At 69.2% G+C, this 18,162-nt stretch carries 19 protein-coding genes; 7 read left to right on the forward strand and 12 right to left on the reverse strand.

All coding sequences use genetic code 11. The features are described 5' to 3' along the window. Window positions 1-67 precede the first annotated feature (67 nt). Entirely contained in the window at window positions 68-1,393 is a 1,326-nt protein-coding gene (locus AC3ANJ_RS17315; RefSeq protein WP_488317382.1) for an MATE family efflux transporter, read from the forward strand. Between the two features lie 76 nt (window positions 1,394-1,469). Here AC3ANJ_RS17315 and AC3ANJ_RS17320 read toward each other — a convergent pair whose 3' ends face one another. From AC3ANJ_RS17320 to AC3ANJ_RS17335, 4 genes are all read right to left on the reverse strand, one after another. After that, on the reverse strand, window positions 1,470-2,621 hold the full coding sequence (locus AC3ANJ_RS17320) for a hypothetical protein (RefSeq protein WP_488317383.1): 1,152 nt from the start codon (window positions 2,619-2,621) through the stop codon (window positions 1,470-1,472). A gap of 83 nt (window positions 2,622-2,704) precedes the next feature. Next, window positions 2,705-3,361 (reverse strand): response regulator, encoded by a 657-nt coding sequence (locus AC3ANJ_RS17325; protein WP_488317384.1) that lies wholly within the window; start codon window positions 3,359-3,361, stop codon window positions 2,705-2,707. Then, the gene (locus AC3ANJ_RS17330; protein ID WP_488317385.1) at window positions 3,358-4,536 is read right to left on the reverse strand and encodes a sensor histidine kinase; all 1,179 of its coding nucleotides are present in this window, start codon (window positions 4,534-4,536) and stop codon (window positions 3,358-3,360) included. Before AC3ANJ_RS17330 ends, AC3ANJ_RS17325 begins: the two co-directional genes overlap by 4 nt. A 34-nt stretch (window positions 4,537-4,570) precedes the next feature. Next, window positions 4,571-5,188, reverse strand: coding sequence for a TrmH family RNA methyltransferase (locus tag AC3ANJ_RS17335; protein ID WP_406248500.1), 618 nt, complete (start codon window positions 5,186-5,188; stop codon window positions 4,571-4,573). Window positions 5,189-5,210: 22 nt separating this feature from the next. Between AC3ANJ_RS17335 and AC3ANJ_RS17340 the strand changes: the two genes are divergently transcribed. Genes AC3ANJ_RS17340 through AC3ANJ_RS17355 form a run of 4 tightly spaced genes read left to right on the forward strand, consistent with a single transcriptional unit; the run spans window position 5,211 to window position 7,369 of the window. Beyond that, window positions 5,211-5,843 carry a metal-dependent transcriptional regulator gene (locus tag AC3ANJ_RS17340; RefSeq protein ID WP_488317386.1) on the forward strand — a complete coding sequence of 211 codons (633 nt, stop codon included), beginning with the start codon at window positions 5,211-5,213 and terminating at the stop codon, window positions 5,841-5,843. A gap of 23 nt (window positions 5,844-5,866) precedes the next feature. Further along, the gene (locus AC3ANJ_RS17345; RefSeq protein ID WP_406248497.1) at window positions 5,867-6,646 is read left to right on the forward strand and encodes an HAD-IIA family hydrolase; all 780 of its coding nucleotides are present in this window, start codon (window positions 5,867-5,869) and stop codon (window positions 6,644-6,646) included. Between the two features lies 1 nt (window position 6,647). Next, window positions 6,648-7,217 (forward strand): YdeI/OmpD-associated family protein, encoded by a 570-nt coding sequence (locus AC3ANJ_RS17350; protein ID WP_488317387.1) that lies wholly within the window; start codon window positions 6,648-6,650, stop codon window positions 7,215-7,217. Beyond that, complete coding sequence (locus AC3ANJ_RS17355) at window positions 7,214-7,369, forward strand: hypothetical protein (RefSeq protein ID WP_406248493.1); 156 nt, start codon at window positions 7,214-7,216, stop codon at window positions 7,367-7,369. Before AC3ANJ_RS17350 ends, AC3ANJ_RS17355 begins: the two co-directional genes overlap by 4 nt. Before the next feature lie 198 nt (window positions 7,370-7,567). On the opposite strand, the gene AC3ANJ_RS17360 is transcribed toward AC3ANJ_RS17355, so the two are convergent. From AC3ANJ_RS17360 to AC3ANJ_RS17385, 6 genes are all read right to left on the reverse strand, one after another. Then, window positions 7,568-8,725 (reverse strand): anhydro-N-acetylmuramic acid kinase, encoded by a 1,158-nt coding sequence (locus tag AC3ANJ_RS17360; RefSeq protein ID WP_488317388.1) that lies wholly within the window; start codon window positions 8,723-8,725, stop codon window positions 7,568-7,570. A 182-nt stretch (window positions 8,726-8,907) separates the two neighbouring features. After that, window positions 8,908-10,002 (reverse strand): Gfo/Idh/MocA family protein, encoded by a 1,095-nt coding sequence (locus AC3ANJ_RS17365; RefSeq protein ID WP_488317389.1) that lies wholly within the window; start codon window positions 10,000-10,002, stop codon window positions 8,908-8,910. Continuing rightward, a complete protein-coding gene (locus AC3ANJ_RS17370; RefSeq protein WP_488317390.1) occupies window positions 9,999-10,778 on the reverse strand; it encodes a ThuA domain-containing protein in 780 nt (259 codons plus the stop codon). Before AC3ANJ_RS17370 ends, AC3ANJ_RS17365 begins: the two co-directional genes overlap by 4 nt. 30 nt (window positions 10,779-10,808) lie before the next feature. Beyond that, complete coding sequence (locus AC3ANJ_RS17375) at window positions 10,809-11,663, reverse strand: carbohydrate ABC transporter permease (RefSeq protein WP_488319308.1); 855 nt, start codon at window positions 11,661-11,663, stop codon at window positions 10,809-10,811. Window positions 11,664-11,684: 21 nt separating this feature from the next. Next, the gene (locus AC3ANJ_RS17380) at window positions 11,685-12,632 is read right to left on the reverse strand and encodes a carbohydrate ABC transporter permease (protein ID WP_488317391.1); all 948 of its coding nucleotides are present in this window, start codon (window positions 12,630-12,632) and stop codon (window positions 11,685-11,687) included. A gap of 65 nt (window positions 12,633-12,697) precedes the next feature. Continuing rightward, window positions 12,698-13,918 carry a sugar ABC transporter substrate-binding protein gene (locus AC3ANJ_RS17385; protein WP_488317392.1) on the reverse strand — a complete coding sequence of 407 codons (1,221 nt, stop codon included), beginning with the start codon at window positions 13,916-13,918 and terminating at the stop codon, window positions 12,698-12,700. 161 nt (window positions 13,919-14,079) lie between these two features. On the opposite strand from AC3ANJ_RS17385, the gene AC3ANJ_RS17390 reads away from it, so the two are divergent. Then, window positions 14,080-15,105, forward strand: a complete 1,026-nt coding sequence (locus AC3ANJ_RS17390; protein WP_488317393.1) for a LacI family DNA-binding transcriptional regulator — start codon at window positions 14,080-14,082, stop codon at window positions 15,103-15,105. A gap of 3 nt (window positions 15,106-15,108) precedes the next feature. Here AC3ANJ_RS17390 and AC3ANJ_RS17395 read toward each other — a convergent pair whose 3' ends face one another. Together AC3ANJ_RS17395 and AC3ANJ_RS17400 are read right to left on the reverse strand one after the other, a co-directional pair. After that, window positions 15,109-16,200, reverse strand: coding sequence for a Gfo/Idh/MocA family protein (locus tag AC3ANJ_RS17395; RefSeq protein WP_488317394.1), 1,092 nt, complete (start codon window positions 16,198-16,200; stop codon window positions 15,109-15,111). Next, on the reverse strand, window positions 16,185-16,883 hold the full coding sequence (locus AC3ANJ_RS17400; RefSeq protein ID WP_488317395.1) for a ThuA domain-containing protein: 699 nt from the start codon (window positions 16,881-16,883) through the stop codon (window positions 16,185-16,187). The genes AC3ANJ_RS17395 and AC3ANJ_RS17400 overlap by 16 nt, the downstream gene beginning before the upstream one ends. A 117-nt stretch (window positions 16,884-17,000) precedes the next feature. Here AC3ANJ_RS17400 and AC3ANJ_RS17405 point away from each other — a divergent pair, with 117 nt between their 5' ends. Next, window positions 17,001-18,146, forward strand: coding sequence for a Gfo/Idh/MocA family protein (locus AC3ANJ_RS17405; protein WP_488319309.1), 1,146 nt, complete (start codon window positions 17,001-17,003; stop codon window positions 18,144-18,146). The last annotated feature ends 16 nt before the right edge of the window (window positions 18,147-18,162 follow it).

The following is an 18,162-nucleotide window of genomic DNA, read 5'->3' on the forward strand; positions in this document are numbered from 1 at the left end:
ACCTCCGGATTCCGGTCCTTCCAGCCTACGACAGCCGCGTTGCATCGCGCGGCCGTAGGCTCGGAGGGTGACCGCCCGCGCAGCATCCCTGAACCGAGAGATCCTGCGCCTCGCCGTCCCCGCGCTGGGTGCCCTGGTCGCCGAACCCGCCTTCCTCATCGTCGATGCCGCACTCGTCGGCCACCTCGGGACGACCCCGCTCGCCGGGCTCGGGATCGCGGGCGCCGTCCTGCAGACCATCGTCGGGCTGATGATCTTCCTGGCGTATTCGACGACGCCCGCCGTGGCTCGGCGCTTCGGCGCCGGCGATCCCAAGAACGCCGTGTCGGTCGGCATCGACGGCATGTGGCTGGCGCTGGGGCTCGGAGCGGTGCTGGCCGTGGCCGGGGCGATGGCGTCGCCGTGGCTGGTGTCGTTGTTCGGCGCGTCGGAGGCCGTCGCCGAGCAGGCCGACACGTACCTGGCGATCTCGATGTGGGGCCTGCCCGCGATGCTCATCGTCTTCGCCGCCACCGGTCTGCTGCGCGGCATGCAGGACACCGTGACACCGCTGTGGATCGCGGGGCTCGGCTTCGCCGCCAACGCCCTGCTGAACTGGCTGTTCATCTACGGCTGGGGCTGGGGCATCGCCGGATCCGCCGCCGGGACCGTGACGGCGCAGTGGGGCATGGTCGCCGCGTACGTGATCGTGATCGGCCGACTCGCCCGACGCCACTCGGCGTCGGTGCGACCCCAGCGCGATGGCGTACGAGGTTCCGCTCGCTCCGGCGGGTGGTTGTTCCTGCGGACCGTGAGTCTGCGCGTCGCGCTGCTCGCGACCGTCGGTGTCGCCACCGGCATCGGCACGACCGAACTGGCCGGCTGGCAGGTCGTCTTCACGATCTTCTCGGCCGCGGCCTTCGCCCTGGATGCTCTGGCCATCGCCGCCCAGGCCCTCATCGGCAAGGGGCTCGGCGCCGGGGATGAACGGATGGCTCGCCGCGTGCTCGGCCGGACCGTCGCGTGGGGCGCATGGTTCGGGGTGATCGTGGGAGTCCTGATCGGCGGGCTGTCCGCAGTGATCGGGCTGGCTTTCACCGGGGATGCCGAGGTCGCAGCGCTGATCCAACCGGCGCTGATCGTCCTGGCGGTGGCGCAGCCCGTCGCCGGTGTCGTGTTCGTCCTCGACGGCGTGCTGATGGGTGCCGGCGACGCCCGCTACCTGGCGATCGCCGGCGGCCTCAATCTCGTACCGTTCATCCCCGCGCTGTGGATCATCGCCGCCACGGGCGTCGACGGCACAGCCGGAGTGACCTGGCTCTCCGTGGCCTTCTTCGGCGTGTACCTGCTCGCACGTCTCGTGACGCTCGGGTGGCGCGTCCGGACGGGGCGCTGGCTCACCGCGAACGTATGACCCGCTCTGCACTGTGAACGCGCTGATGAAGAACGCGCCTTCGGCGTCGACCGCGGCTGACGCCGAAGGCGCGTCCTCACGCCTCCCGGCTCTCCAGTTCGGCCAGGTGAGCCATCGCGCGGGCGCGAGCCTCGGCATCCTCGTCGGGCACCGACGGAGCGGACCGGTGCATCGCGTACGCCCATGTGGCCAATCCGAGCAGCGGGCCCCAGAGCCAGAACGGGAACATCGACGTCACGTAGAGCACGTCGAGCCGCCCGGCCGGCGAGAGGACGCCCTCGAGGGCGAACTCGATGCCGCCGGAGGTGAACAGCACGCTCACCAGGCTCGCAGGCAGGATCGCCAGGGCCGGCGGTACGACGCGTCCGCCGAGACCGGCCATCCATCGGGGGAATCGCTCGCCCCACGGGCGGACGAGGCCCAGCGTGAGCAGTCCGCCGAAGAGCATCCCGGTGCCGAGCAACAGGCCGGTCACCTGCGTGCCGGGCGACTCCGCGAACATCTCGGCGCTCCCGCCGAACATCGGCCAGGGAGTGAGCCAGGTCAGACGCGCGAACGTGTACGGAACGGAACACAGCGCCGCGATCACGGTGATCGCGACCCGATGACGCAGCACCCAGCCGGCGAAGGATCCTCTCGCGTCGACGCTGACGCCGATCACCCACGCGAGCAGGCACGCCGCCGTCATCACATGCGCCAGAGACAGCAGCATGGTCGGGAGCATGTCGAGCATGGCGTCCAGGATGCGCGGCACGAGAGGCCCGGCCTCGAGGTTGGCCACGGCGTAGACGACCCCAGCGGCCATCACCAGAGCGATCGGCAATCCGATCCACGGATGGCGGATGGCGAGCAGGACGGTTGCCACGACGATGCCGCCGACGACGAGCAGGGCGAACGTGTAGCCCGCGGCCGGGATCACACCGCCCGGGGTGCCGAAGGCGACGACCGCGGCGATGAGCAGGGCCGCGACGCGCAGAGCCGTGAGACCCGACCTCGCGCGTGGTGATGTGGCGGCGAACACGGCGACGGCAACGGCCCCCAGCGCTCCGCACAGTCCGACGATGGTCTCGGTGGTGCTGCCTCCGAGCCGCGCGAGGAACGTCGGATGGAGATCCTCCGTCCAGGCGACGGCATCGGGGGCCAGCATCCGGAGCAGCGTCACGGCGGCGATGACCGCCCCGCCGAGCACGGCGATGATCAGGAGCAGAGAGCGAGTTCGATTCGACATGCCCCCACGTTAGAAACGCGCGCCTTGCAGGCACATCGCCCGCGGTGACGACCGGGGTCACCCGTGCGGGTGAGTTCGGTCACTCATTCTCCCGGGCGCAGCACGCCGTTCTCGTAGGCCCAGATCACGACGTGGACGCGATCCGGCAGGCCGAGCTTCGCGAGCACCGCCTTGACGTGGGTCTTGACGGTGTTCGCCGACAGGAACAGCGCCCGCGCGATGTCGTCGTTGGATGCACCGGTGGCGAGATGGCGGGCCACATCCTGCTCGCGCGGGCTCAGCACGGCCAGCGCCGCATTCGCGTCCGGCGCAGGCGACCCGTCGCGCACGAAGCCGATCATCGCGGCCATCGCGCGCTCGCCCAGCACAGGATCACCCTGTGCGACAGCCACCACGGCATCCGCGACCACCTGCGGCGCGGCGTCCTTCGTGAGGAACCCGCTGGCTCCGGCACGCACCGCCGCGAACACGTATTCGTCGAGGTCGAACGTCGTCAGCACCAGAACGCGCGTCTGCGGGCGCAGCCGCAGCACCTCCGCCGTCGCCGCGATCCCGTCCGTCCCCGGCATCCGCACATCCATCAGGACCACGTCGACGGCATGACCGCGCACGAACGCGATCGCCTCGTCTCCCGAGCGCACGGCGCCAGCGACCTCGAGCCGCTCGTCGCGGCCGAGCATCATCGCGAGCGCTTCGCGGAGCAGATCCTGGTCATCGGCCAGAAGGACTCGGATCCTCACGATCCGCCCCCCCTCGTCGCGGCATCCGAACGAGGCAACTCGGCCTTGACCGCCCAGCCGTTCCCATCGACCCCGGACGCGAGCACCCCGCCGGCGAGTCGCACCCGCTCGGCCAGGCCGACCAATCCGACCCCGGCGCCGAGATCGTTCGCCCGGCGCCCTGCACCGCCGTCGTCGCGGATGATCGCGATCAGTCCGGCGCCGGTCCAGTCCAGCGTCACCATCACCCGAACCGGCGGTTCGGTGTGCCGCAGCGCGTTGGTCAGCGCCTCGCGCACGACGTGGTGCAGAGCGAGCACGACGACCGGCTCGAGGGTTCCGGCAACGCCGCGTTCTTCGTATTCGACGACGGCCCGCGGGCTGCGCGCGCTCTGGACCAGAGCGCGCACGGCGTCGAGGTCGGGAGCGGGATTGCGGTCTGCGTCGTCCGCGACGATCCCGCGCATGCCGCGCAGCGCTTCCCGCCCCGTGTCGACGACCACGCCGAGCGCCCGCTCGCTGGTCCCCGGGTCCTCCCGCAGGAACGCTCTGGCGACCTCGGCCTGGGCGATCATCACCGTCGTCGCGTGGGCGACGAGGTCGTGCAGGTCGCGGTTGATCCGCTCCCGCTCCTCGGACACGGCCCGTTGCGTGCGCATGCGCAGCTCCTCGTCCGCACGTTCCCTGCGCAGCCGCTGCAGGACGCCGAGGGCCCACGCCACGAGGATCGTCGCCGACAGCCCGAGGAACCCGCCGAGCTGCCAGAGCGGATTGTCGAGCCCTGGGGTGGTCAGCACGACGATGACGGATCCCACGATGCCCACGGCGAGCGCCGCAGTGCTGTATCGGCGATCGCACTGGAGTGCGACCTGTCCGAGGGCGAGCAGGTAGGCGATCCCCGACGGATACATGGCGGCCGAGTTCACGCCGCCGACCGGGATCATCGCGAGTGCGAGCATGATCGCGCTGCCGACGACGAACGCCGGCAACGGCGAGCGGATCGCGACGAACGCCAGCGCATGCAGTACCGCGAACAGCGCGACGGCCAGCGCGAGCGGCCATCCCGAGAGGCCCGGGGGCTGCGCGAGCGCGGCGATGGTGGCGGGCAGGAGGATCGCGGCGAGCACCGCGGCTGTGATCACGTCGAGCCGCTGCCATGCGCGCGGCGCGTCTCGGGGTGCCCGCTGATCCGTCATCACCCGCCCATCCTCTCGCACCGTCCGAGCCGCGTCAGGGTGCGTACCGGCGGCACCACTCGTACATGACGACGGCACCGGCGGCCGACGCGTTGATCGATCGGGTCGATCCGTACTGCGTGATCTCGATGTGGCCGGATGCCGCGGCGAGCGCCTCCTCGGTGAGCCCTGGTCCCTCCTGGCCGAACAGGAGCACGCACCGCTCCGGCAGATCCGCGCGGTGCACCGGCACCGCTTCGCCGACGTTGTCCACCGCGATGATGGGCAGCCCGGCATCCTGTGCCCAGGCGGCGAAGGACGCGACGTCCTCATGGTGGACGACGTGCTGGTAGCGGTCGGTGACCATGGCACCGCGCTTGTTCCAGCGGCGGCGCCCGATGATGTGGACCGTGTCGGCGAGGAAGGCGTTGGCACTGCGCACGATCGAGCCGATGTTCATGTCGTGCTGCCAGTTCTCGATGGCGACGTGGAACGGGTGCCGCTTGGTGTCGAGGTCGGCGACGATCGCCTCCATCCGCCAGTAGCGGTAGCGGTCGATGACGTTGCGTGTGTCGCCGTGCGCGAGCAGTTCGGGGTCGTACTGGTCGCCTTCCGGCCGTTCTCCTTCCCACGGGCCGACGCCGTGGGTGCTGCGCTCGGGGGTCTCGCTCACCTCGCCAGCGTAGTCTGGAGGCGTGGCATCCCCCGCAGCAGACGACTACCTGAAGACGGTGTACGCGCACACCGAGTGGCAGGATGCCCCGATCACCCCCTCGCAGCTGGCGGCGAAGCTGGGTATCGCGCCCTCCAGCGTCACCGAGATGGTCAAGAAGCTCGCCGCCGCAGGGTTCGTCTCGCACGTGCCGTACGGCGCGGTGCGGCTGACGGATGCCGGGCTGGCCCGCGCCCTGTCGATGGTGCGCCGCCACCGGCTGATCGAGACCTGGCTCGTCCAGGAGTTCGGCTATGCCTGGGACGAGGTCCACGACGAGGCGGAGGTGCTGGAGCACACGATCAGCGATCGGCTGCTCGAGGGCATCGACGAGCGCCTCGGCCGCCCGCGGTTCGACCCGCACGGCGATGCGATCCCGGATGCCGCTGGCACCGTCGAACGGGTCCCGTTCGTGCTTCTGGCCGATGCGCCTGACGGCCACACCGGGCGAGTGCTGCGCGTCGACGACCGCGACCCTGAGCTGCTGCGCGCCCTGGAGGCGTGCGGCCTCGGCGTCGGCCACGCGGTCGCCGTGAACGCCGGCACCGTGACGATCGACGGCGCATCCGCCGATCTGCCCGACGGCGCCGTCGACGTCGTCTGGATCAGCGCGTAACCCCCGCCCCCTAGGCTGAGCACATGGCAGAACGCACCGAGATCGAATGCTGGCTCACCGACATGGACGGCGTGCTCGTCCATGAGAACGACGCCATCCCCGGAGCATCCGAGCTGCTCGCCGGCTGGGAGGCCGCCGGGACCCCGTATCTGGTGCTGACGAACAACTCGATCTTCACGGCGCGCGACCTCTCCGCCCGCCTGCGCGCGAGCGGTCTGAGCGTCCCGGAGGACCGCATCTGGACCTCGGCGCTGGCCACGGCATCCTTCCTGCAGCAGCAGGTCCCTGGCGGTTCCGCGTTCGTCATCGGCGAGGCCGGCATCCTCACGGCTCTGCACGAGGCGGGTTTCGTCATGACCGAGACCGCCCCGGACTTCGTCGTCGTCGGCGAGACGCGCAACTACTCGTTCGAGGCCATCACGAAGGCCATCCGCCTCATCAACGGTGGCGCGCGCTTCATCGTCACGAACCCGGATGCGACCGGCCCGAGCGCCGACGGTCCACTGCCGGCGACCGGCGCGATCGCGGCCCTCATCACGAAGGCCACGGGCAAGGAGCCCTACGTCGTCGGCAAGCCGAACCCGATGATGTTCCGCTCGGCGCTCAACAAGATCGGAGCGCACTCCAAGCGCACCGGCATGATCGGCGACCGCATGGACACCGACGTCGTCGCGGGCATCGAGGCCGGCCTGCACACCGTGCTCGTGCTCACCGGCATCAGCGACCGCGCCGAGATCGAGAAGTACCCGTTCCGCCCGGACGAGGTCGTGAACTCGGTCGCGGATCTGCTCCCAGAGGGCTGACATGGGCGCCCTCGACGACGGCGAGCGCATCCGCGCGGCGGATGCCGCGACCTGGCGCTCCTGGCTCGAGGCGAACCACACCCGTGCTGCCGGTGTCTGGCTGCTCAGCGTCCGCGGCGGCAGCGCCGAGGGCGTCGGCTACGAGGATGCCGTCCGGCACGCCCTGTGCTTCGGCTGGATCGACGGGCCGGTGCGCACCTTCGACGACGCCACGGTCGGCCAGTGGTTCTCGCCGCGCCGCCCGTCCAGCGGGTGGGCCGCCACCAACAAGGCGCGCCTCGCAGAGCTCGAGGCCGCCGGTCTGATCGCACCAGCCGGGCTCCGGGCGATCAAGGCCGCCAAGGCGAACGGCTCATGGACGATGCTCGACGGCCCCGAAGCGGGTATCGAACCGGACGAGTTCGCAGCCGCGCTGGACGCCCTGCCCGCCGCGCGCGCGAACTGGGACGCGTTCCCCAAGTCTGTGAAGAAGTTCGGTCTCACGCACATCGCGATGGCGAAGAGGCCAGAGACCCGGGCTGCCCGCATCGCGAAGATCGTGGCGGATGCCGCGGAAGGAAAGCGCCCATGAATCAGAGCGACATGCTGTTCTTCGTGTTGATCCTGATCGGGATCTCGTCACTCACGCTCGTCACCGTGCAGCTGCTCAAGCGCCCGAAGCGGGACGATCGCGGCGATTGGTACGAGGGCCCCTGGGACGACGACGACCGTCCGAGGCGCTGAGCACGGCGGACGATCCCGGGCCTGCGTGCCTGCAGGTCCGTGCCGCGCCGGTGCGGCCTACCGTGGCTTCCCTCCCGCAGTGCCTGCACGCACGGATGTCGGGACGATTCACGGATGTCGGGCCGAATGCGCACAAATCGCCCGACGTTCGGGAAGATCTCCCGACATCCGGTCCAGACGAAGGACCGCCCTGATCGCTCAGGCCAGTGTCAGGCTCTTCAGGGCGGCGACAGGTTCCGGCATCCGCAGCGGGCCGGCACCCGGCGTGATCGTCCCGAGGATCCGGGGTTCGCGTGCTCCCGTTCCGCCGGGGACGACGGCGGGGACGCCGTGCATCGTGCACCAGCCGATCAGGGCGAACAGGATCGCCTCCTTGGCGTCCGCTGACGCGCCGAGTTCGTCCGCCAGGACGACGGCGACCTCGGGGAGCGCGTCGCGCAGCCCCTGCAGGATCAGCGGGTTGCGGCATCCGCCTCCGGAGACCGCGAGGAATCCGATGCCCGCGCGGCGGATGTCGGCGGCGACGGTGCGGACGGTCAGTTCGGTGAGGGTCCGAACGAGATCGGCGACCGGAATCGCCCGCCCCTGCGCGGCGACGGCGGCCCGGACGTAGTCGAGGTGGAAGTGCTCCTTGCCCGTGCTCTTGGGCGCCGGCAGCGCGTAGTACGCGTCGGCGAGCAGGGCGTCGAGCAGCGGTTGGTCGACGTCGCCGGAGCGGGCGATCGCGGCATCCTCGTCGTAACCGAGATCGTTGAGCCGCTCGGCGGCGACGATCGCGTCGACCAGCGCGTTCGCGGGGCCGATGTCGTACGCCGAGACCGTGCCGTCGCCGACGACCGTGATGTTCGCGATCCCGCCGAGATTCAGCGCGGCCGACACCCCCGCCCGGTCGCGCAGCAGCAGTTCGTCGAGGAACGACACCAGCGGGGCGCCGTGCCCGCCGACCGTGATGTCGCGGATGCGGACGTCCGAGATCACCGGCACCCCGATCCGCTCGGCGATCCAGGCCGGCTGCCCGATCTGCAGCGTTCCGCGGGCGTGATCGCCCTCGACCCAGTGGAAGACGGTCTGGCCGTGGGTGCAGGCGGCGTCGACTCCCCCGACGGATGCCGCGGCATCCGCTGCCACCTCGGCGAAGGCCTGGCCGATCAGCGTGTCGAGTTCGCAGACCTCGGCCAGCGTGGTCGGGGCCGGCGGAAGGGCGGCCACCAGCCTGGCGCGCAGCTCGGATGCATACGGGATGCTGTCTTCGTGCAGCACCCGGCCGTGCAGCCGACCGTCCGACTCGGTGAAGTCGACCACGGCGACGTCGATCCCGTCGTGCGAGGTGCCCGAGAGCAGGCCGAGAACGCGCATCCGATGTCCTTCCGTCGTGTCCTCCGAGCCTACGACGGATTTGTCAGGGCTCCTGCCGAATGTTGTCGTCGCGTCTCGTTGTCTTCCGTTCCGGGGGCCGACACGCCAGATGTCGGACCGAATCCGCCGAAGCGTTCGATGGGTGGCGTGTCGGCCCCCGTGCAGGCCGCGGCCGGCGAGGCTCAGGCCGGCGCGGAGAGCCGTTCCCGGACGTCCTCACGGTCCGTGAGCGCGAGCGCGTCCTGACACGCCTGCTCGAGGACGTCATCGATGCGCACGCGGACACCGGTCTCGGCGGACTGCACGGCCGCCTCGACCATCGCGAGGCTGCGCAGATTGTCGCCCGCGGCGTTCTCCGGCGCATGCCCGGTGCGCAGCGCCGTGACGAACGCCGCCAACGACCCCGCGAGCTCCTGCGCGGAGGCGTCGATCTCCGCGGAAACCGGCTCCCCGGCATCCGGCCGGTGCACGACCGGCGCACCCTCGCCGTCCCACTCGGCCGAGCCGTCCGCGGCGCTCACGCGCCACGACCCGTTCCAGGACGTCTCGAGTCCGGGGGCGCACCAGCTGCCGTCGTAGACGTAGCGGGCGCCGCCCGCGAACTCGAACACCGCCACCGCGTTCGCCGCACCGTCGTACCAGCTCCACTCGGGGTTGTACTCCTCGCAGTACACCGAGACGGGCTCCGCATTCAGCACGTACCGCGCGGCGTCGAACGCGTGGATCGCCATGTCCACGAGCAGGACGTGCGGCATCTGCTCGCGGAAGCCGCCGAAGTGCGGGGCCTTGAAGAAGTCGGTGCGCACCGTGCCGATCGTCCCGAGCTGCGCGACCTCGCGGCGCAGCGCCCGCAACTCGGGGAAGAAGCGCCGGGACTGGCTGATCATCAGCAGCTCCCCCGCCGCCTCCGCGATCGCCGCCTGCACCATCGCGGTGGCCACGGTCGGCGCCGCCGGCTTCTCGCACAGCACGGGGAGACCTGCCTCCAGCGCCTCGCGGTTCACGACGAGGTGCGCTTCGGGAACCGTGACGTTGACCACGGCATCCGCTGACACCGCCTGTGCGAGCTCAGCCGCGCTGCCGCCGATCTCCACACCCTCGAGTCCGGCATCCGCGATGGCGGCCCGTGCGGTGCCGAGGTCCAGATCCACCAGGCCGACCAGCTCGACGTCGGGATTCGCCGTGATCGCGCGCAGCCAGGCGCGTCCCATGCCGCCCGCACCGACCTGCACGAGCCGCAGCGGTCGATCCCCCTCGAGCGTGCGGAACCCCGTCATCGCTCCATCGCTCCCTGGTAGCCCTGGCCGTTGTAGAAGTCCTCACGCTCGTAGCGCAGCAGCACCGGGCTGGTGCGCTCCGGGCGCAGGGTCTTCGCCCACTCGACGGCGTTCGAGATGACCTTGCGCACCTCGGCCTGGTGATAGACCGGGTAATCCTGGTCGCCGGGGCTGAAGAAGAAGATCTTCCCGAACCCGCGCCGATAGGTCATGCCGCTTCGGAAGACCTCGCCACCCGAGAACGTGGACAGGAACACCAGTTCGTCTGGAGCCGGCACGTCGAAGAACTCGCCGTACATCTCCTGCGCCGGGATGATGAACGGATGCGGGATGCCCTGCGCGATCGGATGCGTGGGGTCGACGGTCCACACGATCTCGCGGTCGTCCTTCGAGCGCCAGCGCAGCGTGCACGACGTGCCCATCAGCTTGCCGAAGATCTTCGACCAGTGCCCGGAGTGCAGCACGAGCAGCCCCATCCCGGCGAGGACGTGCCGGTGCACGCGCTCGACGATCTCGTCCGCGACCTCGCCGTGGGCGGCATGCCCCCACCAGACGAGCACGTCCGTGTTCGCGAGCAGCTCCTCGGTCAGGCCGTGCTCCGGGTCGTCGAGCGTGACGGTGGTGACGACCGCTCGCTCCGCGAGGTTCTCCTCGATGCCCTCTTTGATCGTGGTGTGCATCCCGTGCGGATAGATGTCGCGCACCTTCTGCTCGACCTGCTCGTGGCGGTTCTCGCCCCAGACGACGACGCGGATGGGGTGTTCGGGGGTGGTCATTCTCGATGCTCCTTGTGTTCTTCGATGAGACTATTTGACGGCGCCGCCGGTGGCACCGGCGGCGATGTAGCGCTGGGCGAGCACCAGCAGCAGGATCGCCGGGATCGACGACAGCACGGCGGTGGCCATGACGGCGCTCCAGTTGGCGACCTGCGTTCCCAGGTACTGGTAGATGCCGAGCGTCACGGGCGTGATGTCCTCGGTCGTCGTGAGCGTCAGCGCGAACAGGAAGTCGCTCCACGAGAACAGGAAGGCGAACAGCCCTGCCGTGATCAGCGAGTTCTTCGCGACGGGCAGCACGATCGACCAGAAGGCTCGGAAGTGCCCTGCCCCGTCGACGCGGGCCGCCTCGATGATGGACGGCGGCACGCTCATCATGAAGGCGCGCAGGATCATGATCGAGAACGGGATCGCCGAGGTCGCGTCCGCGAGGACGAGACCGGGGATGGAATTCAGGAGCCCGATGTCGTTGTACGCGGCGTACAGCGCGTTCGCGATCACGATGCCCGGGATCATCTGCGCGATCAGCACCGCGAGCAGCGCCACGTTGATCCAGCGATAGCGGAACTGCGCGAGCGCATAGGCCGCGGGTGCCGCGATGGCGAGGCTGAGGATCACGGTGCCGACCGAGATGATGAGGCTCGTGACCAGGTTCGCACCCTGGTCGGCGATCGCCTTCTCGTACCCCGCGAAGCTCGGATTGAGAGGGAAGAGCGTCGCGGTCAGCGTATTGCCCGACGGCTGGAGTGACGCGTTGATCATCCAGTACACCGGGAACAGCATGATGACGAGGAAGAGGATCCCCAGCCCGGTGTAGGCGATGCTCCGCCCTGACCGGCGCTGCGCGCGGCGTGCAGCCGCCGAGTCGCCGGTGACGATGGCCATGGTTGTCATGTTCGTTCCGTTCTACTCGTCGACGGCCTTGCGGTTTCCGCGCAGATAGACGAACGCGAAGACCAGTGAGATCAGGATCAGGATGTTGCTGAAGGCGGCGCCGACACCGAACTCGAAATCGATGAACGACGTCTGATACGAACGGATCGCGACGGTCTGCGTCGCATTCGCCGGCCCGCCGTTGGTGAGGCCGAGGATGATGTCGATGACCTTCAGCGTGTACACGACGCCCAGCACGAGCACGACGTTGATGACGGGACGCAGGTTCGGAAGCGTGATGTGCCAGAACGCCTTCCATCCGGTGGCGCCATCGAGAGATGCGGCCTCGTAGAGCTCCTCCGGGATGTCCTGCAGCCCGCCGTACAGGATCGTGACATTGAACGGGATGCCGATCCAGATGTTCACCAGGATCACGCTGAGCAGGGCCACATCCGGGCTGGTCAGCCAAGGGACAGCGCCGATGCCGAGGCTGCCGAGGAACGCGTTCAGGATGCCGCTGTCCTGATCCATGATCGACCGCCACGTCGCGCTGGCGACGATCAGCGGGAGCAGCCACGGCAGCAGCAGCATGGCCCGCAGGAACCCGCTGAGCGGGAACCGGTGGTGGAAGAACACCGCGAGGGCGAGGCCGATCACGAACTGGCCCGCGATCGACCCGATCGTGAACAGCGCAGTGTTCGTCATGGACGGCCAGAACAGGTTGCTGCTGACCACGGTGATGTAGTTCTGCAGGCCGACCCAGGGCGCTTCCCCGGTGAAGAAGGTCTTGGTCGTGTAGTCCTGGAAGCTCATCGTGAGGTTCTTGACCACCGGGTAGCCGAAGAACAGCACGATGTAGAGCGCGGCCGGCGCGACGAACAGCGCCTTGACGATCGTGTCTCGGCGGAGTCGTCGCCGTGGGCGCGGAGCAGACGGCGGCGCCGTGACGGCCGGCGCGGATGTGGTCGCTGTCGTTGTCATCTCGATCTCCCTTCCGGATGCCCCGCGGCGCGCCGGAGCGCGACCGCGGGGCGTCGGATGCGGGCTCAGCCCTGAGCGGCCTGCTCGAATGCGACGTCGGGGGTCGCCTTGCCGGTGAGGGCGAGCTGGATGGCGTTGTAGATCACGGTCGCCTGCGTCGGCCATTCCTCGCCGAGCTTCCCGGTGCGCGAACGGGCGTTGACGACCTGCTCCGCGAAGGCGGCCATGTCGGGCATCTTCTCTGTGAACTCGGGGATGACGTCGGTGCGCGTCGGGACGGTGAAGCGGGTCTCGCCCGCCTGCAGCGCGATGTCATCGCTGCCCATGCACTCCACGAATTTCGCGGCGTTGGCCTGCTTCTCGGCATCGCCGGTCTGCGGAACCGTCCAGACCTCGCCGCCGAGCGGGGCGACCGGCGTCTGCCCGGCCTCGTTCACCGGCAGCTGCACGCTCGCCCAGTTCACGTCGGTCTCATTCAGAGCCGGGATGTTCCAGGGTCCGTTGACCATCATGGCCGCCTTGCCGGCGGCGAACTGGTCCTTCACGTCGCCCTGGCTCCAGTTGATGACGCTCTGGGATGCCGAGCCCGAATCGACCAGGTCCACCCAGAGCTGCAGCGCCTCGGCGTTCTCCGGCGTCTGCAGGTCGGTCTCATCGCCGCCGTTGGTCCACATGAAGGGCAGGAACTGCCAGGAGCCCTCGTACGTCGCGATGGCGGAGAATGCCATGCCGTACTGGTCGCCGACGGTCAGTTTCGCCGCAGCATCTTTCAGCTCGTCCCACGTGGTGGGCGGGGCGATGCCGGCGGCCTCGAGGGTGTCGACGTTGTAGAACAGGCCGAGCGTGTTCACGGCCGGCGCGAGTCCGTAGACCTCGCCCTCGTAGGTGGCGGCCTCGATGATGCCGTCGATGTAACCGGAGGTGTCGACGTCGAAATCGCTGAGCGGTGCCAGCGCGCCGCTCGCCGCGATCTCCTGCACGTCCGGGTTGTCGAGCATGAGCACGTCGGGGAGCGTCTTCGATGACGCGCGCTGGAGCACCTTCTGGATGAGGTCCTTGCCCGGCACGGACTCCCTCTCGATCGTCAGATCGAGGTCGGCCGCGCACTGGTCGAGGAGGTCCTGGACCAGCCCCTTGTCCGGCTCGTTGTTGTAGTAGTCGAGGATCGTGATCGTCTTCGGATCGCCACCGGAGGCGCCTCCCCCTCCGGCACTGCAGCCGGCGAGGGCGAGCGGAACGATCGTGAGGGCCGCGGCGGCCGTGAACAGGGTGCGTCGAGTGCGCATCGGTGACTCCTTTGTGTGAGATGCGGGGTACAGCGAACGGGGCCGGACGGGCTCGGTGCGTCCTCGTCACGGCGATCGTTAAAGCGCTTAAACTGTCGGTGGGAACGAGTATGGATCGATAAGTTGTGGTTGTCAACAAGAGGAAATCGAACGGGAGCGCCATGGTCACCATGAATGACGTCGCGAAGCGCGCGAACGTATCGATCGCGACGGTGTCGTTCGTGCTCAGCGGGGCGAAGCCGATCTCGGCGGGCACGCGCGAACGCGTGGAGACGGCGATGCGCGACCTCGGGTATCGCCGCAACCCCGTCGGCGCGGCGCTGGCTCGTGGCCGCACGAACATCATCGCCCTGCTCTACCCGGCGCTGCAGCGACCGGCCACCGGCTCCGTGATGGGCTTCTTCACGAGCGCCGCAGCCCGCGCACAGGAGCGCGGGCTGAACCTCGTGATGTGGCCGATCAGCAACGACGCGAACGAGGCCGCCGCGCTCGCGAACACCGGCCTCGTCGACGGCGTGCTCCTCATGGAAGTGCAGATGGAGGATGCGCGAGTCCAGGCGCTTCTCCCGGGCAGCACGCCGTTCGTCCTCATCGGCCGCACGCGCGACCCCGCGGGCCTCACCTTCGTGGACGTCGACTTCGAGACGTCCATGTCCGAGGCCGTGGCGGCTCTCGACGCGTTGGGACACCGACGGATCGCGTTCATCACCGGGAACTGGGGCGACCTGCATCTCGAGGGCCACGGCGCTGCGGAGCGCTCGCGTGCCTGCTTCCGCAGGGAGATGTCCCAGCGCGGCGTCTCCGATCCGCTGATCATGCCGTGCCCCGAGAACTCACTGGACGGACGTCGGCTCGGCCGGACACTCGCGACCGAGCATCCGGATCTCACCGCCCTCGTGCTGATGAACGAGCACGCCGCCCCCGGCATCGTGATGGGGCTGCGCGATGCCGGCAGCCGCGTGCCCGATGACATCTCGATCATCTCGATCGGCTCCTCCGCCAACATGGCGGGAATGGCCGATCCGCCGCTGAACTACATGCGGACCCCCGGTGAGGAACTCGGGCGGCTCGGCGTCGATGCGATCATCGAGCGGATCGCCAATGCCGCCGCCGAACCGCCCGCCGTGCTGCTCGCGTGCGAGATGCAGCCCGGAGAGTCGCTCGCACCGGCGCGAGCGACTCTCTGAGCGTCAGATCTCGGACAGTGCGACCGCCTCAGGCCGCTCGCAGGTGCTCTCGATGACGACCGTCCCGCCCTCTTCCGCCGCGCGGAGGACCGACAGCATGACATCCAGCGCGTGGAACCCGACGGCCCCTGAGGCGCGGGCGGCTTCCGCACCGGAGACCGCGCGGTCGTGGATGCCGACACCGCGACCGGCGTCGATGTACCCGGCGGAGACGGGGAGCTCCGTCCACTCCCGGGACTCGAGCGTGTGCAGCCGCACGTCTCCTGCGAAGTTGTTCGGGTCGGGCACGACCAGCGACCCCGTCTCGCCGTGCACTTCGATGTTCGACGCGCGCGTGGCGACCGTGTCGAACGACATCACGACCGTGGACAGCGCGCCGGATTCGTGCGTGAGAACCGCGGTGATGTGGGTGAGCACCTCGACAGGGATGCGCTCACCGGCCCGGTCGCCCGAACCGATGACGCGTTCGCTGCGCGTGCGACTTCCCACTCCGACCACGCTCGCCACCGGTCCGAGCAGGTGGATCAGTGCCGAGACGTAGTACGGACCCATGTCCAGCAGCGGCCCGCCGCCGGGGAGGTAGTAGAAGTCCGGATTCGGATGCCACCGCTCATGCCCTGCGGTCATCATGGTGGCCGTCGCCGAGATCGGCCGACCGATCAGCCCGTCGTCCACGGCCTTGCGTGCGGTCTGGATTCCGGTGCCGAGCACCGTGTCGGGAGCGCAGCCGACCCAGACGCCGGCACGGGCGGCCGCGTCGAGCACGGCGGCAGCGGATTCGGCATCCGATGTCAGCGGCTTCTCGGTGTAGACCTCCTTGCCTGCAGCGATCACGCGCTGGGCGACCTCGGCGTGCGCGGCCGGGATCGTCAGGTTCACGACGAGCTGGATCGACGGGTCGGCGATGAGATCATCGATGCTCAGCGCACGAACCCCCGGCACGCGTGCGGCGACCTCGGCGGCGCGCTCGGGCACGAGATCCGCGACGGCGACGAGATCGACGCTCCCGAGCCGCGAGAAGGTGTCGAGGTACTGGGCGGCGATGTTGCCGCATCCGATGATCCCGACCTTCAGCGTGCTCAACGGCTGGCCCACAGCATCCCCCGCTCGATGATCGTGCGCACGTTCGGGTTCTCGAGGATGTCGACCGAGTGCCCTGGCGTGGCGACGAAGATCCGGCCCTTGCCCCACAACCGCGTCCAGACCGCCGGCGACACGATCGGCCGATGCCACGGGTGGTACGGCTGCACGGGGTGCGTCGTCGTCGCGAGAACGTCGTTGAGATCGTCGTGCAGCACCCAGTACTGCTCGGTCTCGAGCTCGAAGTCGTCGATGCCTGCCATGATCTCGTGTGCTCGCCCGAGGTCGGTCAGCTCGACCGTGTAACGCAGGTAGTTGTCCTGCTCGTTGCCCGGTCGCTCCTCAGGGTGGCGCCCTGGATGCGTCGCGAACTGCCCGCCGATGAGCTGCAGGTAGTCCGAGTTGTTGCGATAGGAGTCGGCGATGCCGCCGTGCCATCCGGCCATGCCGGCGCCGGCTTCGATCGCCGCCCGCAGCCCCTTGAACTCTTCCGGCTGGATCGTGCTCATCGTGTTGCTCTGCACGATCAGGTCGACATCCGCCATCGTGTCGGCATCCGCGTAGACCGCGGGACTCTCTTCGATTCTGACGTCATAACCCTGCTCGCGCAGGAACGGCACGAACAGTTCCGTCGCCTCGACGGGATGATGCCCGTCCCACCCACCGCGCACGATGAGGGCTGAACGCGTATTGCTCACCAGGTCTCCTTTTCCGATCGACGCTGATCTGGACTTCGCGCCGTCCTCGATATATGTTGCCAGAAACAACTTTTGAAGTGAAACCGTCGAAGGAGACAGACGTCCATGCGCGTTGCGATGATCGGCCACGGATTCATGGGCGCCGCCCATTCCCAGGGCTGGCGAACCGCCCCCCGGTTCTTCGATCTGCCGGTCCGACCCGAGATGCATCTGCTCGTCGGACGGGATGCCGCGAAGGCCGACGCCGCGGCCGCGCAGTGGGGCTGGTCGGAGACCGCGACCGACTGGCGTTCCGCTGTCGAACGCGATGACGTGGATGTCGTCGACATCGTCACCCCGGGTGACACGCACGCCGAGATCGCCCTGGCCGCGCTGCGCGCCGGCAAGCACGTCATCTGCGAGAAGCCGCTCGCCAACAGCGTCGCCGAGGCCGAGGAGATGACGCGCGCCGCCGAGGAGGCGGCCGCGCGCGGGATCCTCTCGATGGTCGGTTTCACGTACCGCCGGGTCCCCGCCGCCGTGTTCGCCCGTCAGCTCGTCGCCGACGGACGACTCGGCGAGATCCGCCAGATCCGCGCCGAGTACCTGCAGGACTGGCTGACGGATGCCGAGGCGCCGCTCACCTGGCGCCTGCAGAAGAATCGGGCCGGATCCGGTTCGCTCGGCGACATCGGCGCCCACGCGATCGACATGGTCGAGTACGTCACCGGCATCCGGCTGTCGAGCGTGTCGGGCATCCTGGAGACCATCGTCGCCGAGCGTCCGCTGCTCGGCGAGGGCGTCGGGCTCTCCGGCACCGCCTCGACGGAGCGCGGGCCGGTCACGGTCGACGACGTCGCGCTGTTCCACGGCCGGTTCGCCAACGGAGCACTCGGCTCCTTCGAGGCGACCCGCTTCCGCACCGGACGCAAGAACGCGTTCCGATTCGAGATCTCGGGCTCGCTGGGCGCGCTGTCGTTCGACATGGAGCGCATGAACGAACTCGAGTTCTACGACGCGACCTCCCCCGATCTCGAGCAGGGCTTCCGCCGCATCCTCGTCACCGAGGCCGGGCACCCGTACACCGGGAACTGGTGGCCGACCGGCCACATGCTCGGCTACGAGCACGGCTTCTCGCACCAGGTCGTCGACTTCGTGCAGGCCGTCGCCGACGGGGCGCAGCCACGCCCGTCGTTCGCCGACGCGCTGCACGTGCAACGGGTGCTGGATGCCGTGGAGCGCAGTTCTGAGGCCGGCAGCGCCTGGACGCCGATCGGCGGCTGACCGATCTGGTCCCCGG

The sequence above is a fragment of the Microbacterium sp. STRO-1N genome, assembly GCF_057748015.1.

Bases quoted from the DNA above. Each gene is read 5' to 3' on its own strand.
- AC3ANJ_RS17365 (WP_488317389.1), bottom strand. From the start codon at position 10,002: ATGACGGGGTTCCGCACGCTCGAGGGGGATCGACCGCTGCGGCTCGTG.
- AC3ANJ_RS17380 (WP_488317391.1), bottom strand. From the start codon at position 12,632: ATGACAACGACAGCGACCACATCCGCGCCGGCCGTCACGGCGCCGCCG.
- AC3ANJ_RS17355 (WP_406248493.1), top strand. From the start codon at position 7,214: ATGAATCAGAGCGACATGCTGTTCTTCGTGTTGATCCTGATCGGGATC.
- AC3ANJ_RS17345 (WP_406248497.1), top strand. From the start codon at position 5,867: ATGGCAGAACGCACCGAGATCGAATGCTGGCTCACCGACATGGACGGC.
- AC3ANJ_RS17350 (WP_488317387.1), top strand. From the start codon at position 6,648: ATGGGCGCCCTCGACGACGGCGAGCGCATCCGCGCGGCGGATGCCGCG.
- AC3ANJ_RS17405 (WP_488319309.1), top strand. From the start codon at position 17,001: ATGATCGGCCACGGATTCATGGGCGCCGCCCATTCCCAGGGCTGGCGA.
- AC3ANJ_RS17375 (WP_488319308.1), bottom strand. From the start codon at position 11,663: ATGGCCATCGTCACCGGCGACTCGGCGGCTGCACGCCGCGCGCAGCGC.
- AC3ANJ_RS17320 (WP_488317383.1), bottom strand. From the start codon at position 2,621: ATGTCGAATCGAACTCGCTCTCTGCTCCTGATCATCGCCGTGCTCGGC.
- AC3ANJ_RS17370 (WP_488317390.1), bottom strand. From the start codon at position 10,778: ATGACCACCCCCGAACACCCCATCCGCGTCGTCGTCTGGGGCGAGAAC.
- AC3ANJ_RS17390 (WP_488317393.1), top strand. From the start codon at position 14,080: ATGGTCACCATGAATGACGTCGCGAAGCGCGCGAACGTATCGATCGCG.
- AC3ANJ_RS17360 (WP_488317388.1), bottom strand. From the start codon at position 8,725: ATGCGCGTTCTCGGCCTGCTCTCGGGCACCTCGCACGACGGGATCGAC.
- AC3ANJ_RS17330 (WP_488317385.1), bottom strand. From the start codon at position 4,536: ATGACGGATCAGCGGGCACCCCGAGACGCGCCGCGCGCATGGCAGCGG.
- AC3ANJ_RS17385 (WP_488317392.1), bottom strand. From the start codon at position 13,918: ATGCGCACTCGACGCACCCTGTTCACGGCCGCCGCGGCCCTCACGATC.